General features: G+C 55.7%; 16 protein-coding genes. 4 read left to right on the top strand and 12 right to left on the bottom strand.

Translation table 11 applies throughout. The features are described from left to right. Nucleotides 1–124: 124 nt before the first annotated feature. A complete protein-coding gene (gene degP, locus J2125_RS15600; protein WP_017800368.1) occupies nt 125–1570 on the bottom strand; it encodes a serine endoprotease DegP in 1446 nt (481 codons plus the stop codon). A gap of 146 nt (nt 1571–1716) precedes the next feature. After that, a complete protein-coding gene (gene dgt / locus J2125_RS15595) occupies nt 1717–3210 on the bottom strand; it encodes a dGTPase (RefSeq protein WP_026111609.1) in 1494 nt (497 codons plus the stop codon). A gap of 96 nt (nt 3211–3306) precedes the next feature. Between dgt and mtnN the strand changes: the two genes are divergently transcribed. The 3 genes from mtnN (at nt 3307) to J2125_RS15580 (ending at nt 5194) form a co-directional block, all read left to right on the top strand. After that, complete coding sequence (gene mtnN, locus J2125_RS15590) at nt 3307–4002, top strand: 5'-methylthioadenosine/S-adenosylhomocysteine nucleosidase (protein WP_017800370.1); 696 nt, start codon at nt 3307–3309, stop codon at nt 4000–4002. Then, nucleotides 3995–4795: a vitamin B12 ABC transporter substrate-binding protein BtuF gene (btuF, locus tag J2125_RS15585; protein ID WP_017800371.1), complete on the top strand. Its 801-nt coding sequence runs from the start codon at nt 3995–3997 to the stop codon at nt 4793–4795. Before mtnN ends, btuF begins: the two co-directional genes overlap by 8 nt. Before the next feature lie 144 nt (nt 4796–4939). Continuing rightward, on the top strand, nt 4940–5194 hold the full coding sequence (locus J2125_RS15580; RefSeq protein WP_017800372.1) for a hypothetical protein: 255 nt from the start codon (nt 4940–4942) through the stop codon (nt 5192–5194). Nucleotides 5195–5235: 41 nt separating this feature from the next. Here the strand turns inward: J2125_RS15580 and erpA are convergent, their stop codons facing one another. Together erpA and clcA are read right to left on the bottom strand one after the other, a co-directional pair. Further along, on the bottom strand, nt 5236–5586 hold the full coding sequence (erpA, locus tag J2125_RS15575; protein ID WP_017800373.1) for an iron-sulfur cluster insertion protein ErpA: 351 nt from the start codon (nt 5584–5586) through the stop codon (nt 5236–5238). A gap of 91 nt (nt 5587–5677) precedes the next feature. Next, complete coding sequence (clcA, locus tag J2125_RS15570) at nt 5678–7099, bottom strand: H(+)/Cl(-) exchange transporter ClcA (RefSeq protein ID WP_017800374.1); 1422 nt, start codon at nt 7097–7099, stop codon at nt 5678–5680. A 172-nt stretch (nt 7100–7271) separates the two neighbouring features. Between clcA and hemL the strand changes: the two genes are divergently transcribed. Further along, on the top strand, nt 7272–8552 hold the full coding sequence (hemL, locus tag J2125_RS15565; protein WP_017800375.1) for a glutamate-1-semialdehyde 2,1-aminomutase: 1281 nt from the start codon (nt 7272–7274) through the stop codon (nt 8550–8552). Nucleotides 8553–8616: 64 nt separating this feature from the next. On the opposite strand, the gene nadS is transcribed toward hemL, so the two are convergent. The 8 genes from nadS to hrpB all read right to left on the bottom strand — a co-directional run bounded on the left by nadS (nt 8617) and on the right by hrpB (nt 20663). Further along, the gene (gene nadS / locus J2125_RS15560) at nt 8617–8907 is read right to left on the bottom strand and encodes a NadS family protein (protein WP_017800376.1); all 291 of its coding nucleotides are present in this window, start codon (nt 8905–8907) and stop codon (nt 8617–8619) included. A gap of 42 nt (nt 8908–8949) precedes the next feature. Then, nucleotides 8950–9273: a type II toxin-antitoxin system RelE/ParE family toxin gene (locus tag J2125_RS15555; protein ID WP_017800377.1), complete on the bottom strand. Its 324-nt coding sequence runs from the start codon at nt 9271–9273 to the stop codon at nt 8950–8952. A 142-nt stretch (nt 9274–9415) separates the two neighbouring features. After that, on the bottom strand, nt 9416–11395 hold the full coding sequence (gene fhuB, locus J2125_RS15550; RefSeq protein ID WP_017800378.1) for a Fe(3+)-hydroxamate ABC transporter permease FhuB: 1980 nt from the start codon (nt 11393–11395) through the stop codon (nt 9416–9418). After that, nucleotides 11395–12273 (bottom strand): Fe(3+)-hydroxamate ABC transporter substrate-binding protein FhuD, encoded by an 879-nt coding sequence (gene fhuD, locus J2125_RS15545; protein ID WP_017800379.1) that lies wholly within the window; start codon nt 12271–12273, stop codon nt 11395–11397. The genes fhuB and fhuD overlap by 1 nt, the downstream gene beginning before the upstream one ends. Nucleotides 12274–12288: 15 nt before the next feature. Continuing rightward, nucleotides 12289–13083, bottom strand: a complete 795-nt coding sequence (gene fhuC / locus J2125_RS15540) for a Fe3+-hydroxamate ABC transporter ATP-binding protein FhuC (protein ID WP_017800380.1) — start codon at nt 13081–13083, stop codon at nt 12289–12291. 174 nt (nt 13084–13257) lie between these two features. Beyond that, nucleotides 13258–15762 carry a bifunctional glycosyl transferase/transpeptidase gene (gene mrcB, locus J2125_RS15535; RefSeq protein ID WP_017800381.1) on the bottom strand — a complete coding sequence of 835 codons (2505 nt, stop codon included), beginning with the start codon at nt 15760–15762 and terminating at the stop codon, nt 13258–13260. A 236-nt stretch (nt 15763–15998) separates the two neighbouring features. Continuing rightward, nucleotides 15999–18158: a ferric-rhodotorulic acid/ferric-coprogen receptor FhuE gene (gene fhuE, locus J2125_RS15530; protein ID WP_017800382.1), complete on the bottom strand. Its 2160-nt coding sequence runs from the start codon at nt 18156–18158 to the stop codon at nt 15999–16001. An 84-nt stretch (nt 18159–18242) separates the two neighbouring features. Next, entirely contained in the window at nt 18243–20663 is a 2421-nt protein-coding gene (gene hrpB / locus J2125_RS15525) for an ATP-dependent helicase HrpB (RefSeq protein ID WP_017800383.1), read from the bottom strand. Nucleotides 20664–20805: the final 142 nt, after the last annotated feature.

Here is a 20805-nt window from a genome sequence, read left to right as displayed (position 1 = left end):
CGCGCGACACATTGTGCAACTGCACAGAGAGGTGAACCGGCTGTAAAAATTGCGGGGAGTATCACAAATAGAGCGAGGAATGGTGCGAAAAAGTACCGGCGCCTGAGCGCCGGCAGGTCAGAAGTTACTGCATTACCAGGTAGATAGTGCTGTCGCCACGTTGGATATTCAGCGCCAGAACAGCGGGTTTGCTATCAAGGATCTTACGCAGTTCGCCAAGGTTGGCCACCGCCTGCTGGTTCACCCCGAGAATCACGTCATCCTTTTTCAGGCCGATGCGCGCTGCTGCCGTACCCGGCTTCACATTGTCGACCTTAACGCCTTTATTGTTGGCAATATTGCTCAGATCGGCGCCTTCAATGCCAGCATAAATGGTCGCAGATTCCACTTTGTTCTGCGTACTCTGTTGCAGCTCAATATTCACCGTCACCGGTTTACCGTCACGCAACAGGCCGAGTTCCATTTTACTGCCTACCGGCAGCGTTCCCACCTGGGCGCGCAGCGCAGAGAAGCTGGAGATCGGTTTCTTATTGATCGAAACAATCACATCGCCTGCTTTAATCCCGGCTTTCGACGCCGAAGAGTTTGGCAATACCTGGCTGACAAAAGCGCCGCGCTGAGCATCGACTTTCATCGCTTTCGCCAGTTCGGAGTTCAGCTCGGTACCCATAATCCCCAGCTCACCGCGTTTCACCTGACCATATTCCACCATCTGCGCGGTCAGGTTTTTCACCATATTACTTGGGATGGCGAAGCCGATACCGATATTGCCGCCGTCCGGCGCAAGAATGGCAGTGTTAATCCCAATCAATTCACCGTTAAGATTAACCAGCGCACCGCCGGAGTTACCACGGTTAATCGCTGCATCGGTCTGGATAAAGTTCTCATAGTTTTCAACATTCAGGCCACTACGGCCCAGCGCCGAAACAATACCCGAGGTCACGGTTTCGCCCAGACCATAAGGGTTGCCGATCGCCACGGTATAATCACCGACGCGCAGGTTATCGGAATCCGCCAGCTGAATCGCCGTCAGGTTTTTAAAGTCCTGCAGCTGTATCAGGGCGATATCAGAACGTGGATCTTTGCCGATCACTTTGGCGTCATATTTACGCCCGTCACTCACCTGCACCTGAATTTTCGTGGCGTTATCCACCACATGATTATTGGTGACAACATAGCCTTTCGCCGCGTCAATCACCACGCCGGAGCCCAGCGCTCGGAATTTCTCCTGCTGCGTATTGCCGCCATCCTGACCATCCTGTCCCTGTCCGCCCTGGCCGCCGCCCTGACACATTGGCGAACTCTGGAAAGGAGAGCCGTCCTGACAGAACGGTGAATTGTCGCCAAAGAACTGCTGGAACTGTTGCGGCATGCGCGGCGTACGCACGGTGGTACTGCCTTCAACGTTAATACTGACCACGGAAGGCATAACTTTTTCCAGCATTGGTGCCAGACTTGGCAATTGCTGGGTGGAAGAAGAGGCTGTTTCGGCAGCCTGAGTCACTGCTGGATTCATCGCCAAACCCAGGCTCAGAGCCAGTGCGCTCAATACTAAGGTAGTTTTTTTCATTCGTCGGTTTCTCGTCTCTGACAATGATGCAGACCATTGCTGTGGTCACGATTTTAAGATTAAATTTTTAGCGCGAAGTTCATGTTTAAGTATTTGGTAATGGTAAAAATTTATTCTTAATCTTTACAAATCTCGCCAGCAAACTTTTACTCTACCGCCATCAGACGCCGGTATTCATCCCAGGCATACAGATCGGTCATGCCGCTGATATAATCCTGCAGCAGGCGGGCGCGGTAATAACGCTCCCACAACAGGCGCTGATACTTATGTTCAACAATGATGGTTCTCATTTTTTGCTGATAAGCTTTACGATGCTTACCCGACAACTTATGGAACAGCCGCGTCTCAATTGGCCGGCCTTTTAAAAAGTCCTCATTCATTAATGCGGTAAAATCTTCATAATTCAAGGTCAGCAGCGGCTTATAAATATCCAGCAACCCCTTCATCACGCGATAACCCTGTAACTCCAGCTGCTCCACTTCCGAGTGGTTAAATACGTGCTTACGCGCCACGGTTTTGAATATCGCCAGCAGACGCCCCTCTTCACCATCATCCTCCAGCAATGAGTGATTAAAGTCGCCAGCGAAAATTGCCGGTAGATTTTCCACAAAACGTTTCACCGCGTAGGAGACCAAAACATTTTGCACACTGACGCGCAGCGACATAAAGAACTGATCGTTCTTGCTGCGGAAACGCCCATTGCCATTAGCATTTTTCCACGCATAACCCACCGTGCGGGAAAAAGCATCACCGGCTTTCGGTTTACCCCAGCTCTGTTCAAGAAATTCATATAACGCATCAACATTAAAAATCGCTTTTTCCACTGCATCATCTAAATCGGCAATGCAGTAAGAAATATCATCGGCCGCTTCCATAATATAGGTCAGGGGAAAACGGTGATGCTCCTGAATATCGGTAGCGGCCCGCAGCTCGGCAATATAATCCTGCTCCGACAGATAAAAGCCGGGCTTCTTCATCAGCGTGCTAAATTCCGCTGGTTTATCACCCTGCCACCATGCCGGCGCGGTATATTTTAAAATACAGGCGACCTGAGAATAGGTGAGATTAAGCTGCAATAGCGTATGCACCAGCCGTATGGCCTGCGCATTGCCTTCAAAATGGCAGAGATCCTGACGAATCATATCGTTCAGCGCCGTAAACGCCTTTATCTCGTCATCGCTGAATACGCCGCACACCTGCGGATCGACCAGTTCTGCAGGTAAATTATCATCAAACCAGTCGTTTATCGCCGCTTCGCCAAAATGACCAAACGGCGGATTGCCAACGTCATGCAGCAGACAGGACATCTCCACCAGGCTTTCAAAAGCGCCGGTAAAATCATCCAGTCCATACTGCTCCAGTCCGCCGCTGGATTTTAGCGTCTCAATAATCTCTTTGGCGATATAGCGCCCGGTCTGCTGCACTTCCAGCGAATGGGTCAGACGTGAACGCACCGCCGCATTACGCTCCAGTGGAAATACCTGGGTTTTCTGCTGCAAACGCCGAATCGCTGCAGAATTAATAATTCGTCCACGGTCACTTTCAAAATGACGCGTAATATTATATTCACCAGCGGGTTCTTCACGGTTATTGTATGGCCGCTGAAAACTCATTTTCTTCCTGAAATTAATCTCTGCCATCATTCCTCTCACCGGGTGCGTGAATACTATCAGGACAACCATGTTAAACTATGCATCACTTTAGGTGATAAATTCTACAACAAAGCGAGACTCTCTATGAAAGCAGGCATTATTGGTGCGATGGAGCAGGAAGTGACCCTGCTGCGTGACAAGATTGAAAACCGTCAGACTCTGACGCTGGGCGGTTGTGAAATCTATACCGGCACCCTGAACGGCGTTGAAGTGGCGCTGCTGAAATCGGGCATCGGTAAAGTGTCGGCCGCCATGGGCACCACGCTGCTGCTGGAGCTGTGCAAACCTGACTTTATTATTAATACCGGCTCCGCTGGCGGCCTGGCGCCGACGCTGACCGTAGGCGATATCGTGGTTTCAGATGAAGTGCGTTATCACGACGTCGATGTCACGGCCTTTGGCTATGAAGCCGGACAGATGGCCGGTTGCCCTGCCGCCTTTAAAGCCGATGAGAAACTGATTGCCGCCGCCGAGAGCTGTATTGCACAGCTGAGCCTGAATGCGGTGCGTGGTCTGGTGGTCAGTGGCGATGCCTTTATCAACGGTGCTGAGCCGCTGGCGCGCATTCGTCAGACCTTCCCGCAGGCGATCGCGGTTGAGATGGAAGCCACTGCGATTGCGCATGTCTGCCATCAGTTCAATACGCCATTTGTGGTGGTGCGCGCGATTTCAGACGTGGCCGATCAGGAGTCACACCTCAGCTTTGATGAGTTCCTGGTCGTTGCCGCCCAACAATCATCCCTGATGGTTGAAACCCTGCTGAATAACCTGCGTGGCTAAGTTTTTCGCTACCCTGCTGTTACTGCTGGCGCTGCCGGGCGTGGCGCTGGCCGCCGCTGCGCCACGGGTTATCTCGCTGGCGCCGCATCTTACCGAACTGGCATTTGCCGCCGGCATCACACCGGTTGCGGTGAGCGCTTACTCAGATTATCCGCCGCAGGCAACAAAGCTGGAACAGGTGGCTAACTGGCAGGGAATCAATGTTGAACGCATCCTGGCGCTCAAGCCGGATGTGGTGCTGGCATGGCGTGGCGGCACCCCGCAGCGTCAGGTCGAACAACTGCAGGCGCTGGGGCTGAAGATCGTCTGGCTGGATGCACAATCCATTGAGTCCGTGGTCGACGGGTTGCGTGAACTGCAGGTATGGAGTCCACAGCCTCAGCTGGCGCGCCAGCACGCTGATGCGCTGGCGCAGCGGTTTGCCGCCCTGCGGCAACGCTATCAGCATCTGCAACGCCAGCCAGTATTTCTGCAGTTTGGCATGCAACCGCTGTTTACCGCCTCGCAGGCCACGCTGCAGAACCAGATCCTGCAACTCTGCGGCGGAGACAATATTTTTGCCGACAGCAGAGTGCCGTGGCCCCAGGTAAGCCGCGAGCAGGTGCTGATGCGCCATCCGCAAGCCATCGTCATCACCGGCGATGCAGCGCGTATCCCGGCGGTAATCCGCTTCTGGCAGCCGCAACTGTCCGTACCAGTGATTGCGATAAATGATGACTGGTTTAGTCGCGCGGGACCACGTATTATTCAGGCAGCTGAGCAATTATGCAGCATGCTCCAGCCCAACAAATAGCTGTAACTGTAAAGACCGGATAAAGAACGGTTAAAGAAACAGCAAATATTGCCGTTAATTAAGTAGTGCCGCGATGGGAACTGATATTCTCATGGCGTTTTATATGCGTTCTGCGCATATGTTTGCACCAGGAAACAAACTACCATGAAAGCCGTTATTTTGGCCTTAGGCCTGTTGATGGCGGGTAATCTCTATGCTGCTTCCACAACCGGCAGCATTGGGGTGAAACTAACCATCTATTCACTGTGTAAGGTGGATGGGCGTGTCAGTGTCAGTCAGAAAGCACCACAGATTGATTGTGGCCGCCAGATATCCGCACAACCGAAAGTGACCGAAAGCAAAATAGCCAGGAACGCCAGCAGTAATCAGGAACAGCGTCTGGTCACCGTCGAGTGGTAAACCGAAAAGGGCGAAGTGATCTTCGCCCTTTTTTTTCAGCATCAGATACTGAAAGAGGATCCGCAACCGCAGGTAGTTTTTGCGTTTGGGTTAGTGACAATAAAACGTGAACCTTCCAGCCCTTCAGTATAATCCACCGCACCACCCACCAGATATTGCAGGCTCATCGGATCAACCACCAGCGCCACGCCCGATTTCTCAATGGTCATATCGCCGTCATTAATCTTGTCGTCGAAAGTAAAGCCATACTGAAAACCACTGCAACCACCACCGGTGATATAGACACGCAGTTTCAGGTCCGGATTATCTTCGTCGGAAATCAGGTTTTTCACCTTGCTGGCTGCAGCTTCGGTAAATTGCAGAGGCAGTGCTGTTGCTACATCGTCACTCATTTAAATACTCCAGTAATGCGTTCAGGCTGCCGCCTGTCAGGTCAATAGTTGACCATAGCTTTTATCATTATCTTATAGGCTAATAGCGCAATCAAGTATTGGCGCATGATGCTTTATGCGCAGCCTGCGCCTCTTGTTGCTGCTGCTGTTTAGCCAGAGTGCGGGCTAACAGAGAGGAATACAAGGGCTTACCACCAAGAAACTGTGCCAGCAGGGTAGCGCCGAGGCAGGTGATAATCATCGGCAAAATCAGCTGATAATTATCGGTCATCTCCAGCACCAGCACGATACCGGTCAGCGGCGCACGAACTGATGCGGCAAACAGCGCCCCCATCCCGGCGATCGCAAAGGTGCCGGGCTGCAGCCCCCATTGGGGAAACAGCGCGCTGCTGGCGATACCAAAAACGGTGCCCAGCAAGGTTCCCAGCGCCAGCATCGGTGCAAAAATCCCGCCAGGCGCGCCCGAACCAAAACAGAGTAAGGTGGTGATCATACGGGCAATAAAAATAAACAGCAGCATACCCAACGTGTAATGACCAGCCGTCGCCAGCGGGATCAGATTAAACCCGCCACCGGCGGCTTCCGGCTGGATCACCCCCAGCGCGCCGCAGATCCCACCCAGCAGTGCGCCGATCAGCAGGATTTTCTGCATTCGTCCGCCATGTAACTGTTGAAACCAATCCTGGGTACGGAAGATCAATTTGTTAAACAGCACGCCAACACCGCCAAATACCATCCCCAGCAGCAGGTAGAGCCAAAGGGTATAAACCGGCGCATTACTCAGTTTACCGACCTCAATCACCGCATGCTCGCCATTAAAAATGCGAAAAACAATGCTCGACATAATGACGCCGATAAATACCGCTTTAATCGAGATCAGGCTGTAACGAAACTGCAAGCGCATCTCTTCGATAATAAACAGGATCCCGGCCAGTGGCGCATTAAACGCGGCGGAAAGCCCCGCCGCCGCACCGGTAGCCAGTAGCGAATGGCGCGCCTCGGCACTGCGTAAACGGAACAGATCCAGCACCATCCGTCCGATATTGCCGCCCAGCTGCACCGTCGGACCTTCGCGGCCGAGCACCATTCCGGCGCCCAGCGTGCCCATGCCGCCAATAAATTTCACCGGGATCACCCGCCACCAGCGTACCGGGCGCAACTCTTCCAGCGCCCCCTCGATCTCCGGAATACCGGAACCGGCCGCTTCAGGCGCAAAACGACGCACCAGGTAATACCCCATCACTGCCAGTAACGCGGAGAGAATAAATGCCAGCGGCAAAGTCAGCCACAAACTGTCGCCCGCTGCGGCCAGTGTCGCCAGCCGCAGCCCATGTACCCAGTTGACGGCTTTTTCAAAGGCCACACCCACCAGTCCGGCCAGCGTACCGGTGATACCGGCAACAATCAGAATCGCTACCGGTGTTTTATCGCGACGCAACAGCAGCCGCAGATAGTCGCCACGACGCACCGGTATGACCGGTAACTGATCCGAAGATGTCGGGATTTCACGCATATCAGGGTCATTTGTCAGGAAATGTATAACCGTATGATACGCATAGCCTGCGCTGCCGTCGCAAAAAAATCCTTACTGAAAGTATCAATCGTGCTGCACGCCTTTCAACCCACCGGCATGTTCCTTAGAATGGTAAGGATATTTCCCCATATATGATTCAGGAGCCCGATCCATGAGTAAGTCTGAAAACCTGTATGCTCAGGCGCAAAAGTTAATTCCCGGCGGAGTTAACTCTCCGGTGCGCGCGTTCACCGGTGTCGGCGGCGTACCGCTTTTCATCGAGCGTGCGAACGGCGCTTACCTCTATGATGCGGATGGTAAAGCCTATATCGATTACGTCGGTTCCTGGGGGCCGATGGTGCTGGGGCATAATCACCCGGCAATCCGTAATGCGGTGATTGAAGCCGCCGAACGTGGCCTGAGCTTTGGCGCACCAACCGAGATGGAAGTTAAAATGGCCGGGCTGGTCTGTCAGCTGGTGCCAACCATGGATATGGTGCGGATGGTGAACTCCGGCACCGAAGCCACCATGAGCGCCATCCGTCTGGCGCGCGGTTACACCCATCGCGATAAGATTATTAAATTCGAGGGCTGTTACCATGGCCATGCCGATTGTCTGCTGGTGAAAGCGGGTTCCGGCGCGCTGACCCTTGGCCAGCCAAACTCACCTGGCGTACCGGCGGACTTCGCCAGACATACCCTGACCTGCACCTATAACGATCTGGCATCGGTTCGCGCGGCATTTGAACAGTACCCGCAAGATATCGCCTGCATTATCGTTGAACCGGTCGCGGGCAATATGAACTGCATCCCGCCACATGACGACTTCCTGCCAGGACTGCGCGCGCTGTGCGATGAGTTTGGCGCACTGTTTATCATTGACGAAGTGATGACCGGTTTCCGCGTGGCGCTGGCGGGGGCGCAGGCGCACTACGGCGTGAAGCCGGACCTCACCTGCCTGGGTAAAATCATCGGCGGTGGCATGCCAGTTGGTGCTTTTGGCGGTCGTCGTGAAGTGATGGAAGCGCTGGCGCCAACCGGCCCGGTTTACCAGGCGGGCACCCTCTCCGGCAACCCGATTGCGATGGCGGCTGGCTTCGCCTGTCTGAGTGAAATCGCCAGACCTGGCTGCCATCAGACCCTGACCGCATTGACGACTCAGCTGGCTGACGGCCTGCTGGCTGCGGCAAAAGCGGAGAATATTCCGTTGGTGGTCAACCATGTCGGCGGGATGTTCGGCCTGTTCTTTACTGATGCAGAGACGGTAACCAGCTATCAGGATGTGACGAAGTGCGACGTGGAACGCTTTAAAAAATTCTTCCATCTGATGCTGGAAGAGGGCATTTACCTTGCGCCTTCAGCCTTTGAAGCGGGCTTTATGTCGCTGGCGCACAGCAAAGAAGATATTCAGAACACCATCGATGCTGCGCAACGCAGCTTTGCCAGACTGTAAGTAAGACTGAAGGCATTGCGGCAATAACGGCTTCCCTGATCGGAAGCCGTTTTTTTGCCACTATTCAGACCGCCAGCAGGTCATTCATCAGCGCCGGGTTGCGTTCCAGCATCAGCAGGATTTTTAGCGATGAACCTGAAGGTATACGACGATCCTGCTCCCAGCTTTGCACCAGTGACGCGCTGACACCCACCGCCTCAGCAAATTCATCCTGCTTCATGCCACTGGTTTCACGCAATAATTTGACGTTTGGCAAATGGTGGCGATGAACCTGAGCCGGTTGCATTTCGCCATTCTCAATCGCAACCATCTGTTCCATGCTTTCGACCAAATCGTTAAATAGTTGTTTATCCATAATACAAACCTTTGCGAAAATGCCGTGCAGTGCAGGCATGGTTTAGTTAAGTCTGTCGGTTAATGCCTTCAGTATGGCTTTTTCTGATTCACTCAGGTCATCTTTTGCATTTTTAGGGTAAACCGTCAGCAGATACAGCCTGCCGCTATGAGTGAGAAGATAGTAGATAATCCTGACGCCACCTTGCTTCCCCATACCGGGGCGACCCCAGCGTATTTTTTTGCAGCCGCCGGTTTTGATTATCGTGTCGCCTTCATCATGATGCGTCAGCAGATACTCCTGCAATTCCCTGAAGCTATCATCGTTTAGCAGGTATCGACGTTGCTTACTGAAGACGACCGTTTCAATAAATTCAAAATACTCCATTTGTCATCTACCTCCATGTAGAAGCCGATCTTAATCGTACGCAGTACGATTATCAAGATTTATTTCGTACCTGGTACGGCAAGGCGACAATAAAAAAGCCGCAACGTTATCCGTTGCGGCTATTAACAGCTCCGTCTGTTTATCAGCTTTTCCGCAACAGATAAACAAAGTACGGTGCGCCAAAGAAGGTCGCCAGCAGACCTGCCGGGATCTGATCCGGGAACGACATCATCCGCCCACACCAGTCAGCAAACACCATCAATGCGCCACCCAGTAGCGCGGCAATCACCAGTTGTGGCAACGCGCGGCGGAAGCCGAGCATGCGCGCCATATGCGGCGCCATCAGACCAATAAAGCTCAATGGGCCAATAGTCAGTGTTGCCGCTGCGGTTAACGCTGCGGCCAGCAACAGTAGCGCCAGACGCGAAGGCGTCAGCGCCATACCTACCGCCCGTGCGGTAGCGCCGCCGAGCGGCAGAATCGCCAGCCAGCGCGTCGCCAACGGCGCCAGCGCAATTAATACCAGAGCAATCACGCTGGTACGTAACGCCTGTGCGCCATCGACATTATAGGTAGAACCAGAAATCCATGTCAGAAGCCCCGCCATACGCGGATCGCCACTGGCCAGCAGCAGCATCAGCAGCGTGGTAAAGGCAGTGCTTAACGCCATCCCCGCCAGCAACATGCGCTCCGGAGAGAAACCGCCGCGCCCTGCTGCCAGCAGAATAATGATCAGGGTCAGCGCAGCACCAAGGCTGCCCGCCGGCAGCAGCCAGCCGAAAGCATCACCCGGTACAATAAACAGCATCACCACCACGCCAAAAGCGGCGCCAGAACTGATCCCCAGCACTTCCGGGCTGGCCATCGGATTACCGGTCAGGCGCTGAATCAGACAGCCCGCGACGCCCAGCATCATGCCAGCCGCCAGCGCGGCAACCAGTCGCGGGCCACGCCATGGCAGTAACTGTTGCCAGAGTTCGCCACTGGCCCATACCCAGCCCTCAGCATTGCGGCCAAAGCCGAGTGCAATCACCGCCATCAGCAGTAGTCCGCCAAGCGCAATCAGCGCCCACCACACCACCCGATGGCGCTCAGCCGGCACTTTATCACCCGCATTCATCGCTGGCGGCACCGAGCCGGTGCGCAGACGCGGCAACAGCCATAACAGCAGCGGCGCGCCAATTATCGCGGTGGCGGTACCGGTTGAGACCTCCAGCCAGATGTCCGTCAGCCAGCTGACGCTCTGATCCGCCAGCCATAGCAGCAGTGCACCGATAAACGGCGCCAGCAGCATCCGGCTGATTAAGCGTCGCGCGCCCAGGATCCGCGCCAGAAGCGGCGCAAACAGCCCAATAAAACCGATAATCCCCACCGCACTGACCAGCTGAGCGCTCAGCAGAATCGCCAGTACCAGCGCAGCTAAACGCGCCAGCGACAGCGCCAGGCCGAGGTTTTTCGCGACGCCATCATCCAGCCCCATCAGGGTCAGCGGACGCAGCAGCAATAGCGTCAGGGCAAAGGCGATTAACAGACGCGGCCACAGCAGGATCACATTGCTCCAGTCCTGCTGATTAAGTGCGCCGGTGCCCCACAGAAACATATTCTGCAGCTGGTCTTTATTAAAAATGGCGACGATCTGATTGACTGCGCCGCAATAGAGACTCATCACCAGACCGGCAAGAATCAGCGTAACTGGCGACAGACGTTTGCCCCAGGCGATGCCAAACACCACCAGCCCCACCAGCAGCGCACCAGTCAGCGCCGCCATCTGGGCCGTCAGAAAACCCGCAGGCAGCGCGCCAATGGTCACCATGGTGATCCCCAGCTGCGCACCGGACGCCACCCCGAGGGTGGTGGGTTCAGCCAGCGGATTGCGCAATACCTGCTGAAACAGCAGACCGGCCAGCCCCAGCCCGGCACCGACCAGCAGCGAAATAGTCAGACGCGGCAGCGTGCTGTAGTGAAACACCATCTGCTCAATATCATCGACATTGGGCTGATGCAGCGCTGGCCACCACTGCGCCAGCGGCAGCTGATGGCTAAAGTTGTAAAACGTCAGCGCCAGCGCGGCGATAAACAACGTGCTAAGCAGCGTAACCGGGAACCTGTTGCTTGCGTTCATTACGCCTCCAGCGCGCTGTCGAGGGTATAGCAGAATTGCATCGCGGTCAGCGTCGCGCCATAGAACCAGACGGCGGGCACCCGCTTAAAGCGCTGTTGACGGATAAACGGGAAGGATTGCCATAAGGCGGTAGAGGAGATTTGCTGCATCAGCGGCTCATCGCCATGCGCAAAGCAGATTACATCGGCATCTTTGATCACCGCCAGCCGCTCAAGGCCAATCACCGCACTGCCCCAGAAGCTGGTTTCCTCCTGCCAGGCATTTTCAATTCCCAGATGATTCATCACTTCAAGGAACAAGCTGGATTTGCCAAACACAATCGCATGGCGGTTATCGATGAGCGACATCAGTAATAATGGCTTCTGCGCACGTGGCGCCAGCCGGACACGCATCTGGGCGATAAAGCTGTCGAACTCCGCCAGATGTTGATGAGCGCGCGGTTCGATATCAAGGTGCCGGGCCAGCTTAACCAGTGAATGGCGCGCTGAAGTCAGCGGTTTGCCATCGCCTTCGTTAAAGCTAAAGCCCATGCCCGGCGCGATACGGGCGATTTTATCTGGCGACGGCCCGTAACCCTGCGAATAGACAATCAGAGAGGGTTGCAGTTGTGTCATTAATTCAAGGTTCGGTTCGGTACGCAGACCGACGTCAATGGTATCAGCAGCCAGCTCTGGCTTTCCGACCCACACCTGGTAGTCGTGCTTGTCGGCAACAGCCATCGGCGCGACGCCAAGCGCCAGCAACAGTTCGACTGGCAGCCACTCGATAGCAATTATACGTTGCAGATCCGGCGCCACAGCAGCGCTGGCCGACAGGTTCAGCCATAAGGGAGAAGTCGCCATAGCGGTCAGCAGGCGGCGGCGAAGAGTGTCTGGCATCAGAACATCCTGTAATCAGTAAACAAAGCTCACTGGCGCACCGCCTTGCGGATGCGGCAGGATGCCCATAGGAATGCCGTAGATCTTCTCCAGCACATCAGCATGCATAATCGCCTGTGGTTCGCCCTGCGCGATGGCCTCACCGCCGCGCAACGCCACCAGATGGTCGCAATAACGCGCCGCCATATTGATATCATGCAGTACTGCAATCACCGTCAGGCCACGTTGATGGCTCAGACGCTGGATCAGCGCCAGCACATCGACCTGATGCGCGATATCCAGCGCGGAGGTCGGCTCATCCAGCAGCAGGCAGCGGCTGTTCTGCGCCACCAGCATCGCGATCCAGGCGCGCTGACGCTCACCACCGGAAAGACTGTCCACCAGCCGCCGGGCGAAAGGCTTTAATCCGACCAGCGTGATAGCTTCATCAACGCGCTCACGATCTTCAATACCGAAGCGACCCAGCGCACCATGCCAGGGATAACGACCAATCGCCACCAGTTCACGCACCGTCATACCTTCCGCAGCGGGCAGCTGCTGTGGCAGATAGGCAACCTGACGGGCGAAGGTTTTGCTGTTCCACTCCGCCAGCGGCGCATCATTCAGCAGCACTTTTCCGTCGCTGGCGTCATGATGACGACCCAGCATTTTCAGCAGCGTGGATTTTCCGGAACCATTGTGGCCAATCAAACCGGTCACTTTACCGGCAGGAAAAGTCAGCGAAAGTGGATGTAACAATGTACGGCCGGGAACGGTGAAACTCACATTGTCCAGCCGGAAGGTGGTGTCCTGGGCTTGCGGAAGTTGCATGACGGTCTTCAAGGTTGATGAAAGAGAATCGCTACGGAATGTAAACGATAATTATTATTATGAAGCCCGAATGATATGCGAATTAAACGCGGATCTGCAACAAAAATCCAGCCGGGACGGGGTACGGTGATGGGGAGAGAGCATTGAAAAGGGCGGCTAACGCCGCCCATGGGATTACTTACCAAACATATCTTTTATCCAGCCCGCTACGCCGTCGCCATCCTTCTGCTCCGACTGTTGCTGCTGCTGTAACTGCTGCTGTTGCTGCTCAACCTGCTGCTGTTGCTGCTGGCAAAGCGCATTGGCATCGGTGGTCCAGACCGGCAGAGATCGCCAGCTGCTGCTGCCGCTGCCACAGACAAAATTACCGGCGGAATCGACGTTCATCGGCGCGATATCTTCCGGTGGCGTCAGCATCAGCGGCATCGGCGCCTGATTTTCCAGGTAGTGACGATAGATCTGCATCGCACCGGAAGCACCGTACAGCTTAGTTGGCTGGTTGTTATCGCGACCAATCCAGGTAATCGCTACTTCCTTACCATCGATACCGGCAAACCAGCTATCGACCTGATTGTTGGTGGTGCCGGTTTTCGCCGCGAGGTTAGCGTTAGGGTATTTCGCCCCCAGCGCACGCGCCGTTCCACGCGCGGCAACCTGCTGCATGCTGTACAGCGTCAGATAAGCTGCCTGTGCTGGCTCAGCCCTTTCCGCCTGCGGGAAGCTCTGATACAGCACCGTGCCATCTTCGGCAATGACTGAACGTACTGCTGAAAGCTGCGCCCGGTTACCGCCGCTGGCGATAGTCTGGAACGCCTGCGCTACTTCAATCGGCGTCAGGTTCAGCGCCCCCAACAGCATGGCTGGCACCGGATGCAGCTGATCTTTCGGCACACCCAGTTTGGTCCAGGTATCGGTCACCTGTTGCAGACCCAGCGACATCCCCAGATTAACCGTCGGCACGTTCATCGAACGGGTCAGGGCATCAACCAGCATCACCTGGCCACTGAACTGGCGATCGTCATTCTGCGGCTTCCAGATCTGACCATTCGGCTGTTTCAGGGCAATCGGGTTATCGGCGATCCAGGTATTCAGGCGATACTTATCCGGCTGGCTAAGCGCCGTCAGATAGGTTGCCGGTTTCGCCAGTGAACCGATTGAGCGACGCGCCTGCAAGGCACGGTTATAACCGGCAAACTGCGGATCGGCGCCGCCAACCATCGCACGGACTTCGCCGCTGAAACGATCGACAATCACCATCGCAGTTTCAAGATCTTTCAGGCCACGCTGTTTACGCAGCACCGGAATCCCCTCTTCCACCGATTTCTCAGCGGCATCCTGCGAGACCGAATCGAGGGTGGTGAAAATTTTCACCCCGGAGAGATCTTTAATCTTATCGCCCAGCTTCTGCTGCAGCTCATTACGCACCATCTGCATAAAGGCTGGCTGCGGCGTAATTACCCCACCTTTCGGCTGCACGCCCAGCGGACGCGCACTCAGCATATCGTACAGCTCCTGGTCGATAACGTTCTGCTGTTGTAACAGACGCAGCACCAGATTACGGCGCTCCAGCGCCAGCTGCGGGTTACGCCATGGGTTATACAGCGACGCCCCTTTCACCATCCCCACCAGCAACGCCTGCTGATCGAGACTCAGCTCGTCCACCGGACGACCGAAATAGTAGAGGCTGGCCAGCGGGAAACCACGGATCTGATCGCTGCCGCTCTGACCGAGATAGACCTCGTTCAGGTACAGTTCAAGGATACGATCCTTGCTGTAACGCGCGTCCATAATCAGCGCCATATAGGCTTCATTCGCCTTACGCCACAGGGAACGCTCATTGGTCAGGAACAGGTTTTTCACCAGCTGTTGCGTCAGGGTACTCCCCCCCTGCACCGCGCGACCGGCGGTAATATTGGCGAGGAAAGCGCGGCCAATTGAATAGAGGCTGATGCCATCATGCTGATAGAAATGGCGATCTTCGGTGGCGACCAGCGTATCCACCAGCAGGTCCGGGAAGCCCGCGCGCGGCACAAACAGACGCTGCTCGCCATTTGGCGATTGCAGCATAGTGATCAGGCGCGGATCAAGGCGGAAGAAACCAAAGTCGCGTCCACTGTCGAGGTTCTTAATCTCGCTCAGAGAACCACTGCTGAATGACAGACGTGCGCGGATCTGACCCTCTTTGCTGTCCGGGAAATCAAACGGACGGCGGATCATCTCAATACTGTTGGCCTGCACAGTAAACTCACCCGGACGTGTCATGCGCGTCACCTGGCGATACTGGGTCCCCTCAAGCAGCGCAATCATCTCCTGCTTGTTGTAGGACATGCCAGGCTCAAGGCTGACCATACGGCCATACACTGTGGCGGGCAGCTGCCAGACTTTACCGTCAATGCGGCTGCGGATCTGCGAATCGAGGTAAACGCCGTAAATGGCCATCAGCACGATAAAGACCAGCAGCAGCTTAATAAACAGCCCCAGCCAGCTTCTTTTCTTCCGCCCTTTTCCTTTACGTGGCACCGGTGCTACCTCCTCGTCGTCGTCATCAGCATCATCCTGATAATCATCATAATCTTCATCATCATACTCTTCTTCCCTGCGGCGACCTTTAACCGGCTTCCGCGGCGGCTTAGGCTGTTTCCCTTTGCGCCCAATAGGTTCGCGATCGTTCCCAGACATTCGTTTTATTTCTCCAGGCATGGCCGTCGGCAACGGCGATTACTCTGTTCCTGTTCTGCATCGCGGGAAAGTGGAACCTTCCGAAATGCTGTTATTCGGCCGTTTATCACGGCGGGGAAGCGTTGCGCATATGACGCGGGGGCGAAGAATTCGCCGGCCCGAAAGGATAGCATTAAACCTGAATATTCTTAACTCTCAGCAGGGAGAAATCCCCGGCGCAGAGCCGGGGTGAGGGATCAGAATTGATACGAAACATTAACCGAGTAATTTCGCGATTCGCCATACACCGCGTAATCGCTCAGCCACGAGTAATAAGTGCGATCAAACAGGTTATTGACGTTTGCCTGCACCGCCAGCTGTTTTGTCGCCTGATAACGGGCAAACAGGTTAGCCAGCGGGTAGCTGCTCTGATACACGCGCTGGGTTTCGCCATCCGGCCCGGTGGCGTCCTGGAAGGTGCGATTTTGCCAGTTAACACCGCCGCCAATGGTCAAATCGCGCAGCATCGGCAGCTGATAGCGGCTGAAGAGTTTAAACGAGGTCTGCGGCATATTACTGTTAAAGCGGCCGGATGAATCTCTGGCGACATAGCGCGTGGCACCAAAGGTCATTTGCAGGTTTTCGGTTACCGCGCCATTTAGCTCAAACTCCGCCCCTTTGCTTACTGCGCCCTTCGCAGCGTAGTAAGCCTGCTCACTGGAATTATTAACAAATTTACTGCCATCAGCCTGGCCGACGTTTTCCTGTTCGATACGGAACAGCGCAAAGCTGGCGGTCAGACGACCATTCAGCCAGTCCGATTTCAGACCAGTTTCATAGTTTTTACCGGTGACGGGCGACAGGTAAGCACCACTGCTGTCGCGGTAAGTTTGTGGCTGGAAGATCGAGGTATAACTGGCGTAAGCCGACCAGCTATCGTTGATGTCATAAACCAGACCACCGTAAGGCGTCAGATTGTTTTTGCGCATATTGCCGCTGCTGCCAGCGGTACTCCATTGGGTGTAACGCGCACCGAGGATCAGCGACAGTGGATCGGCCAGTGAGAAGCGCGCTGCGGTATAGGCCGATTTCTGCCGCACCATATCATCCGCATTCAGATACCAGTCACCCCACTCTGGCTCAGCAACATCGCCATTGCCGTTAAAACTGCCCATCTGCTCACTGTCGATTGAACCGTCGGCACTGTAAGTGGCGTTATGCTGACGGCTGTAACTGACGCCCGCCACCAGCTCATGCTGACGCCCGAACAGATCAAACGGCCCGCTGGCATAGGTATCAATTGAATCCAGCTTACGGGTGCCGCGATCTTTACTGCCAAAGCCGGAAGTGCCCTCGCCGCTGACCGCATCCGGGAAATCCATCACATACAGCAGCTTATCGTTAAAGGTCTCCTCGGCATGAGTGCCATTGAGGCGGAAGCTCCAGCCGTTATCAAAATTATGCGTCGCATTAGCAAAGACTTTTCGTGAATCGATGCTGTAGCGCGTCCAGTTGGCAGCAGAGTTGGTGCTGCGATCGTAATGGGTCAGATCGCCATTGCTGTACCAGGTCGGCAATCCGCCCCAGGTGGGGTTGCCGGTATTGCTTTGCTGATAGTCGTAACCCAGCGACAGGGTGGTATGGTCGGTGACATCCGCGTCCACAACGCCGTACAGGAACTTTTTACTTTTATGATAGCGATCCAGCCAGCTATCCTGATCCTGATAGCCAGCGATAACGCGGCCACGTACGCTACCGGCATCATTCAGCGGCGCGGAGAGATCCAGCACATAGCGCTGTTTATTCCAGCTACCGTAACTGGCGCTGACATTGCCGCTAAACGCTTTACTGTCCGCATGTTTACGCACCATATTGATCGATGCCCCCGGACTGCCCGCGCCGGTCATCAGGCCGGTTGCGCCGCGTACCACTTCGATACGGTCATAAATCGCCGTATCCGACCCGGCATCGCCAAAGTTCCATGTATCACTCACCGAGGTGGGAATATCATCAAAGGTAAAACTGCTGATCTGAAAACCCCGTGAGAAGTACGCTGAGCGTTCGCTGTCAATGATTTCAGTGGCGACGCCGGTGGTGTTATCCAGCACCTCACCGACCGATTGCAGGTTTTGATCCTGCATACGCTGTTTGGTGATAACGCTGACCGACTGCGGTACATCACGTGGGGTCAGCAGCATTTTGGTGCCGGCACGCGTGGTTTTGACCTGATAGTCCTGCTGATCACTGGTTAATGGATCAGCCGCCGCTTCCACCACCAGATCCGGCTGCGCCTCTGTGGCAGCCAGCGCAGGATGTACCAGCGTGTGAATCACCAGTGCCAGCAGTGAAACGGTAAAGCTATGTTTATTTACCGACGCATAGATCGCGGCGCCGGCTTCCCTGCGAATAAAAGCCATAAATATTTCTCATTGTTGTTATAGGATGCTCAGACATGAGAATATAAATGATAATTATTCGCTTTCAAATTATTACGTGATGATTTATTTGCGCGTTGGCCGGGTCGTTGCCGGATCATCCGGCCAGGTGTGTTTCGGATAACGCCCTTTCATCTCTTTCTGCACCTGCGGCCAGGCGCCGCGCCAGAATGCCGCTAAATCGCGGGTGATCTGCAATGGCCGCCGCGCCGGTGAAAGTAACTCCAGCACCAGCGGCACCCGCCCGTCCGCCACACAAGGGTTCTCCGCTTCGCCATACATCTCCTGCAACTTTACTGCCAGTACCGGCGGCAGCGTGGCATCATAACGCAACGGCAAACGGCTGCCGGTCGGCACCGTGTAGTGCGTCGGCAACGCGCTGTTCAGCCGCTGACGCTGCGTCCACGTCAGTAATTGCAACAGTGCGCTGGCCAGATTAATCTGCCGCATCCCTTTCAGATCGCGCACACCGTCCATCATCGGCAACAGCCAGCGCTCCAGCGTCGCCAGCAGGCTCTGATCGTCGCTGGCAGGCCACTCTTCCTGCGGCAACCACTGAGCGGCACAGGCGAGGCGCATACGCAGCTGTTCAGCTTCCGGCGTCCAGTTCAGCACACTCAGCCCTTTTTCGCGGACCCAGTTCAGCATCGCCGGATGCAGCTCCTCCGGCTCCGGCTTCGCTTGCGGCTGTGCCTTCAGCACCAGCGCGCCAATTTGCTGACGCCGCCAGGCGCGCAGCGTGCCTTTTTCGTCATCCCACTCAACTGCGGTCACTGACTTCACACACTGCGGGCACTGCTGCGTCAGCCGATCGATATCCACCGGCAGTGCCTGCAAAATACGCGCGTCGGCCTGCGCGCCGCTTTGCAATAGCAGCGGCGCCAGCAGCCACTCATAGCGCGTTAACGCGTGATCGTCATCCAGCTGTACCCCAATGCCATTTGCCAGCTGATAACGTCCCTGCTGACCGCGACGACGCGCCAGACGGTCGGGAAAAGCAGCCATCAGCAGCGGCAGCAGATAATCACTGTCCGCCTGCGCTGCGCCGACGCCCAGCCGTTTTTGCAGCTGACGTGCCCGTCGCTGCCAGTGCGGCTGTACGCGCTGGAAACAATCACGCAGATCGCCGCTGCCGTTGCGCGGTGGTTCCTCAAGGATCGCCACCAGCAACGTCGCGGTGGCGATACGCCCGGCATCGCTACCCGCATCAACCATCAACGCCGCCAGCCGCGGATCGCTGCCAAGTTGCGCCATCCGACGCCCCTTCTCAGTCAGCTTACCGTTAGCATCGCAGGCCCCCAATGTGGTTAACAGCTCAGCAGCGGCCAGCAGCGCGCTGGATGGCGGTTTATCCAGCCAGCTCAGCTGACTGGCATCATGGCAGCCCCACTGCAATACCTCGAGCCACAGCGCCGACAGATCGCTGTTGATAATCTCAGCATCCGCATGGCTCGCCGCTCGTTCCGCCTGCTCTTTGTTGATCAGGTGCAGACACAGCCCCGGCTCCAGACGGCCCGCTCGCCCGGCGCGCTGCGTCATCGATGCCTGACTGATACGCTGAGTTTGCAGGCGGGTTAAACCGCTGCGCAGATCGAAACAGCCGGCGCGCTCCAGTCCGCTATCCACCACCAGCCGGATGCCTTCGATAGTTAAACTGGTTTCGGCAATATTGGTCGCCAGCACCACTTTGCGCCGTCCTGGCGCCGCTGGCAGAATCGCGCGCTGCTGTTCGCTGAGTGGCAACGCACCGTACAGCGGGCAGAGATCGACATCACTGCTGACCCGCTCCTCCAGCAACGTTTTAATGCGCTGAATTTCGCCGACGCCGGGTAAAAACAGCAGCAGTGATCCGCTTTCATCGCGCAGCAGCTGACTTACCTCGCGCGCTACCGCATCGTCAAAACGCAGATGCGTCGGCAGCGCGCTGTAGCGTCGTTCAACCGGGTAGCTGCGGCCTTCAGAGATAATGACCGGTGCAGCGGGCAACATGGCGCTTAAGCGCTGATTATCGAGAGTGGCCGACATCAGCAGAATTTTCAGGTCATCACGCAACCCCTGCTGCACATCCAGCAGCAGCGCCAACGCCAGATCCGCCTGCAAACTGCGCTCGTGAAACTCATCAAGGATCACCAGCGAGACCCCTTCCAGCATCGGATCCTGTTGCAGCATGCGCGTCAGGATACCTTCAGTCACCACCTCCAGCCGGGTATCGGCTCCAACCCGGGTTTCAGCGCGCATACGATAACCGACGGTGCCACCCGGCTGCTGATTCAGCTGTTCCGCCAGCCGCTGCGCCACATTGCGCGCCGCCAGCCGACGCGGCTCCAGCAGCAGAATGCGTCCGCTGAAATCGGTCTGCTGCAGGATCTGTAACGGTAACCAGGTCGATTTACCGGCGCCGGTGGGCGCCGCCAGTAACACCTGTGCCGCCTGCTGTAATGCGGTTAATAGCGCAGGAAGCACCGCACTGACCGGTAATTCACTCACAGAAAAACTCCGTAACAATATGGGTGTTTACCCTAAATAATTCGAGCTGCACCAAGGCGGCAAGTGAACGAATCCCGATGAGCATAGTTAAACTACGTGATTCGGGTGAGTGAACGCGGCCAACACAGGTGCAGCTCGAATT

Origin of the sequence: Winslowiella toletana (assembly GCF_017875465.1) — a bacterium.
GTDB lineage: Bacteria > Pseudomonadota > Gammaproteobacteria > Enterobacterales > Enterobacteriaceae > Erwinia > Erwinia toletana.
Note: the sequence above shows the minus strand (reverse complement) of the source record. Positions and strands in the feature narration are given on the sequence as shown.

What these genes read in the sequence shown, in the direction of transcription:
- hemL (WP_017800375.1), top strand. Translation starts at nt 7,272, where the DNA reads ATGAGTAAGTCTGAAAACCTGTATGCTCAGGCGCAAAAGTTAATTCCC.
- fhuB (WP_017800378.1), bottom strand. Translation starts at nt 11,395, where the DNA reads ATGAACGCAAGCAACAGGTTCCCGGTTACGCTGCTTAGCACGTTGTTT.
- fhuE (WP_017800382.1), bottom strand. Translation starts at nt 18,158, where the DNA reads ATGGCTTTTATTCGCAGGGAAGCCGGCGCCGCGATCTATGCGTCGGTA.
- erpA (WP_017800373.1), bottom strand. Translation starts at nt 5,586, where the DNA reads ATGAGTGACGATGTAGCAACAGCACTGCCTCTGCAATTTACCGAAGCT.
- J2125_RS15555 (WP_017800377.1), bottom strand. Translation starts at nt 9,273, where the DNA reads ATGGAGTATTTTGAATTTATTGAAACGGTCGTCTTCAGTAAGCAACGT.
- nadS (WP_017800376.1), bottom strand. Translation starts at nt 8,907, where the DNA reads ATGGATAAACAACTATTTAACGATTTGGTCGAAAGCATGGAACAGATG.
- fhuC (WP_017800380.1), bottom strand. Translation starts at nt 13,083, where the DNA reads ATGCAACTTCCGCAAGCCCAGGACACCACCTTCCGGCTGGACAATGTG.
- clcA (WP_017800374.1), bottom strand. Translation starts at nt 7,099, where the DNA reads ATGCGTGAAATCCCGACATCTTCGGATCAGTTACCGGTCATACCGGTG.
- dgt (WP_026111609.1), bottom strand. Translation starts at nt 3,210, where the DNA reads ATGGCAGAGATTAATTTCAGGAAGAAAATGAGTTTTCAGCGGCCATAC.
- degP (WP_017800368.1), bottom strand. Translation starts at nt 1,570, where the DNA reads ATGAAAAAAACTACCTTAGTATTGAGCGCACTGGCTCTGAGCCTGGGT.
- mrcB (WP_017800381.1), bottom strand. Translation starts at nt 15,762, where the DNA reads ATGTCTGGGAACGATCGCGAACCTATTGGGCGCAAAGGGAAACAGCCT.
- J2125_RS15580 (WP_017800372.1), top strand. Translation starts at nt 4,940, where the DNA reads ATGAAAGCCGTTATTTTGGCCTTAGGCCTGTTGATGGCGGGTAATCTC.
- fhuD (WP_017800379.1), bottom strand. Translation starts at nt 12,273, where the DNA reads ATGCCAGACACTCTTCGCCGCCGCCTGCTGACCGCTATGGCGACTTCT.
- mtnN (WP_017800370.1), top strand. Translation starts at nt 3,307, where the DNA reads ATGAAAGCAGGCATTATTGGTGCGATGGAGCAGGAAGTGACCCTGCTG.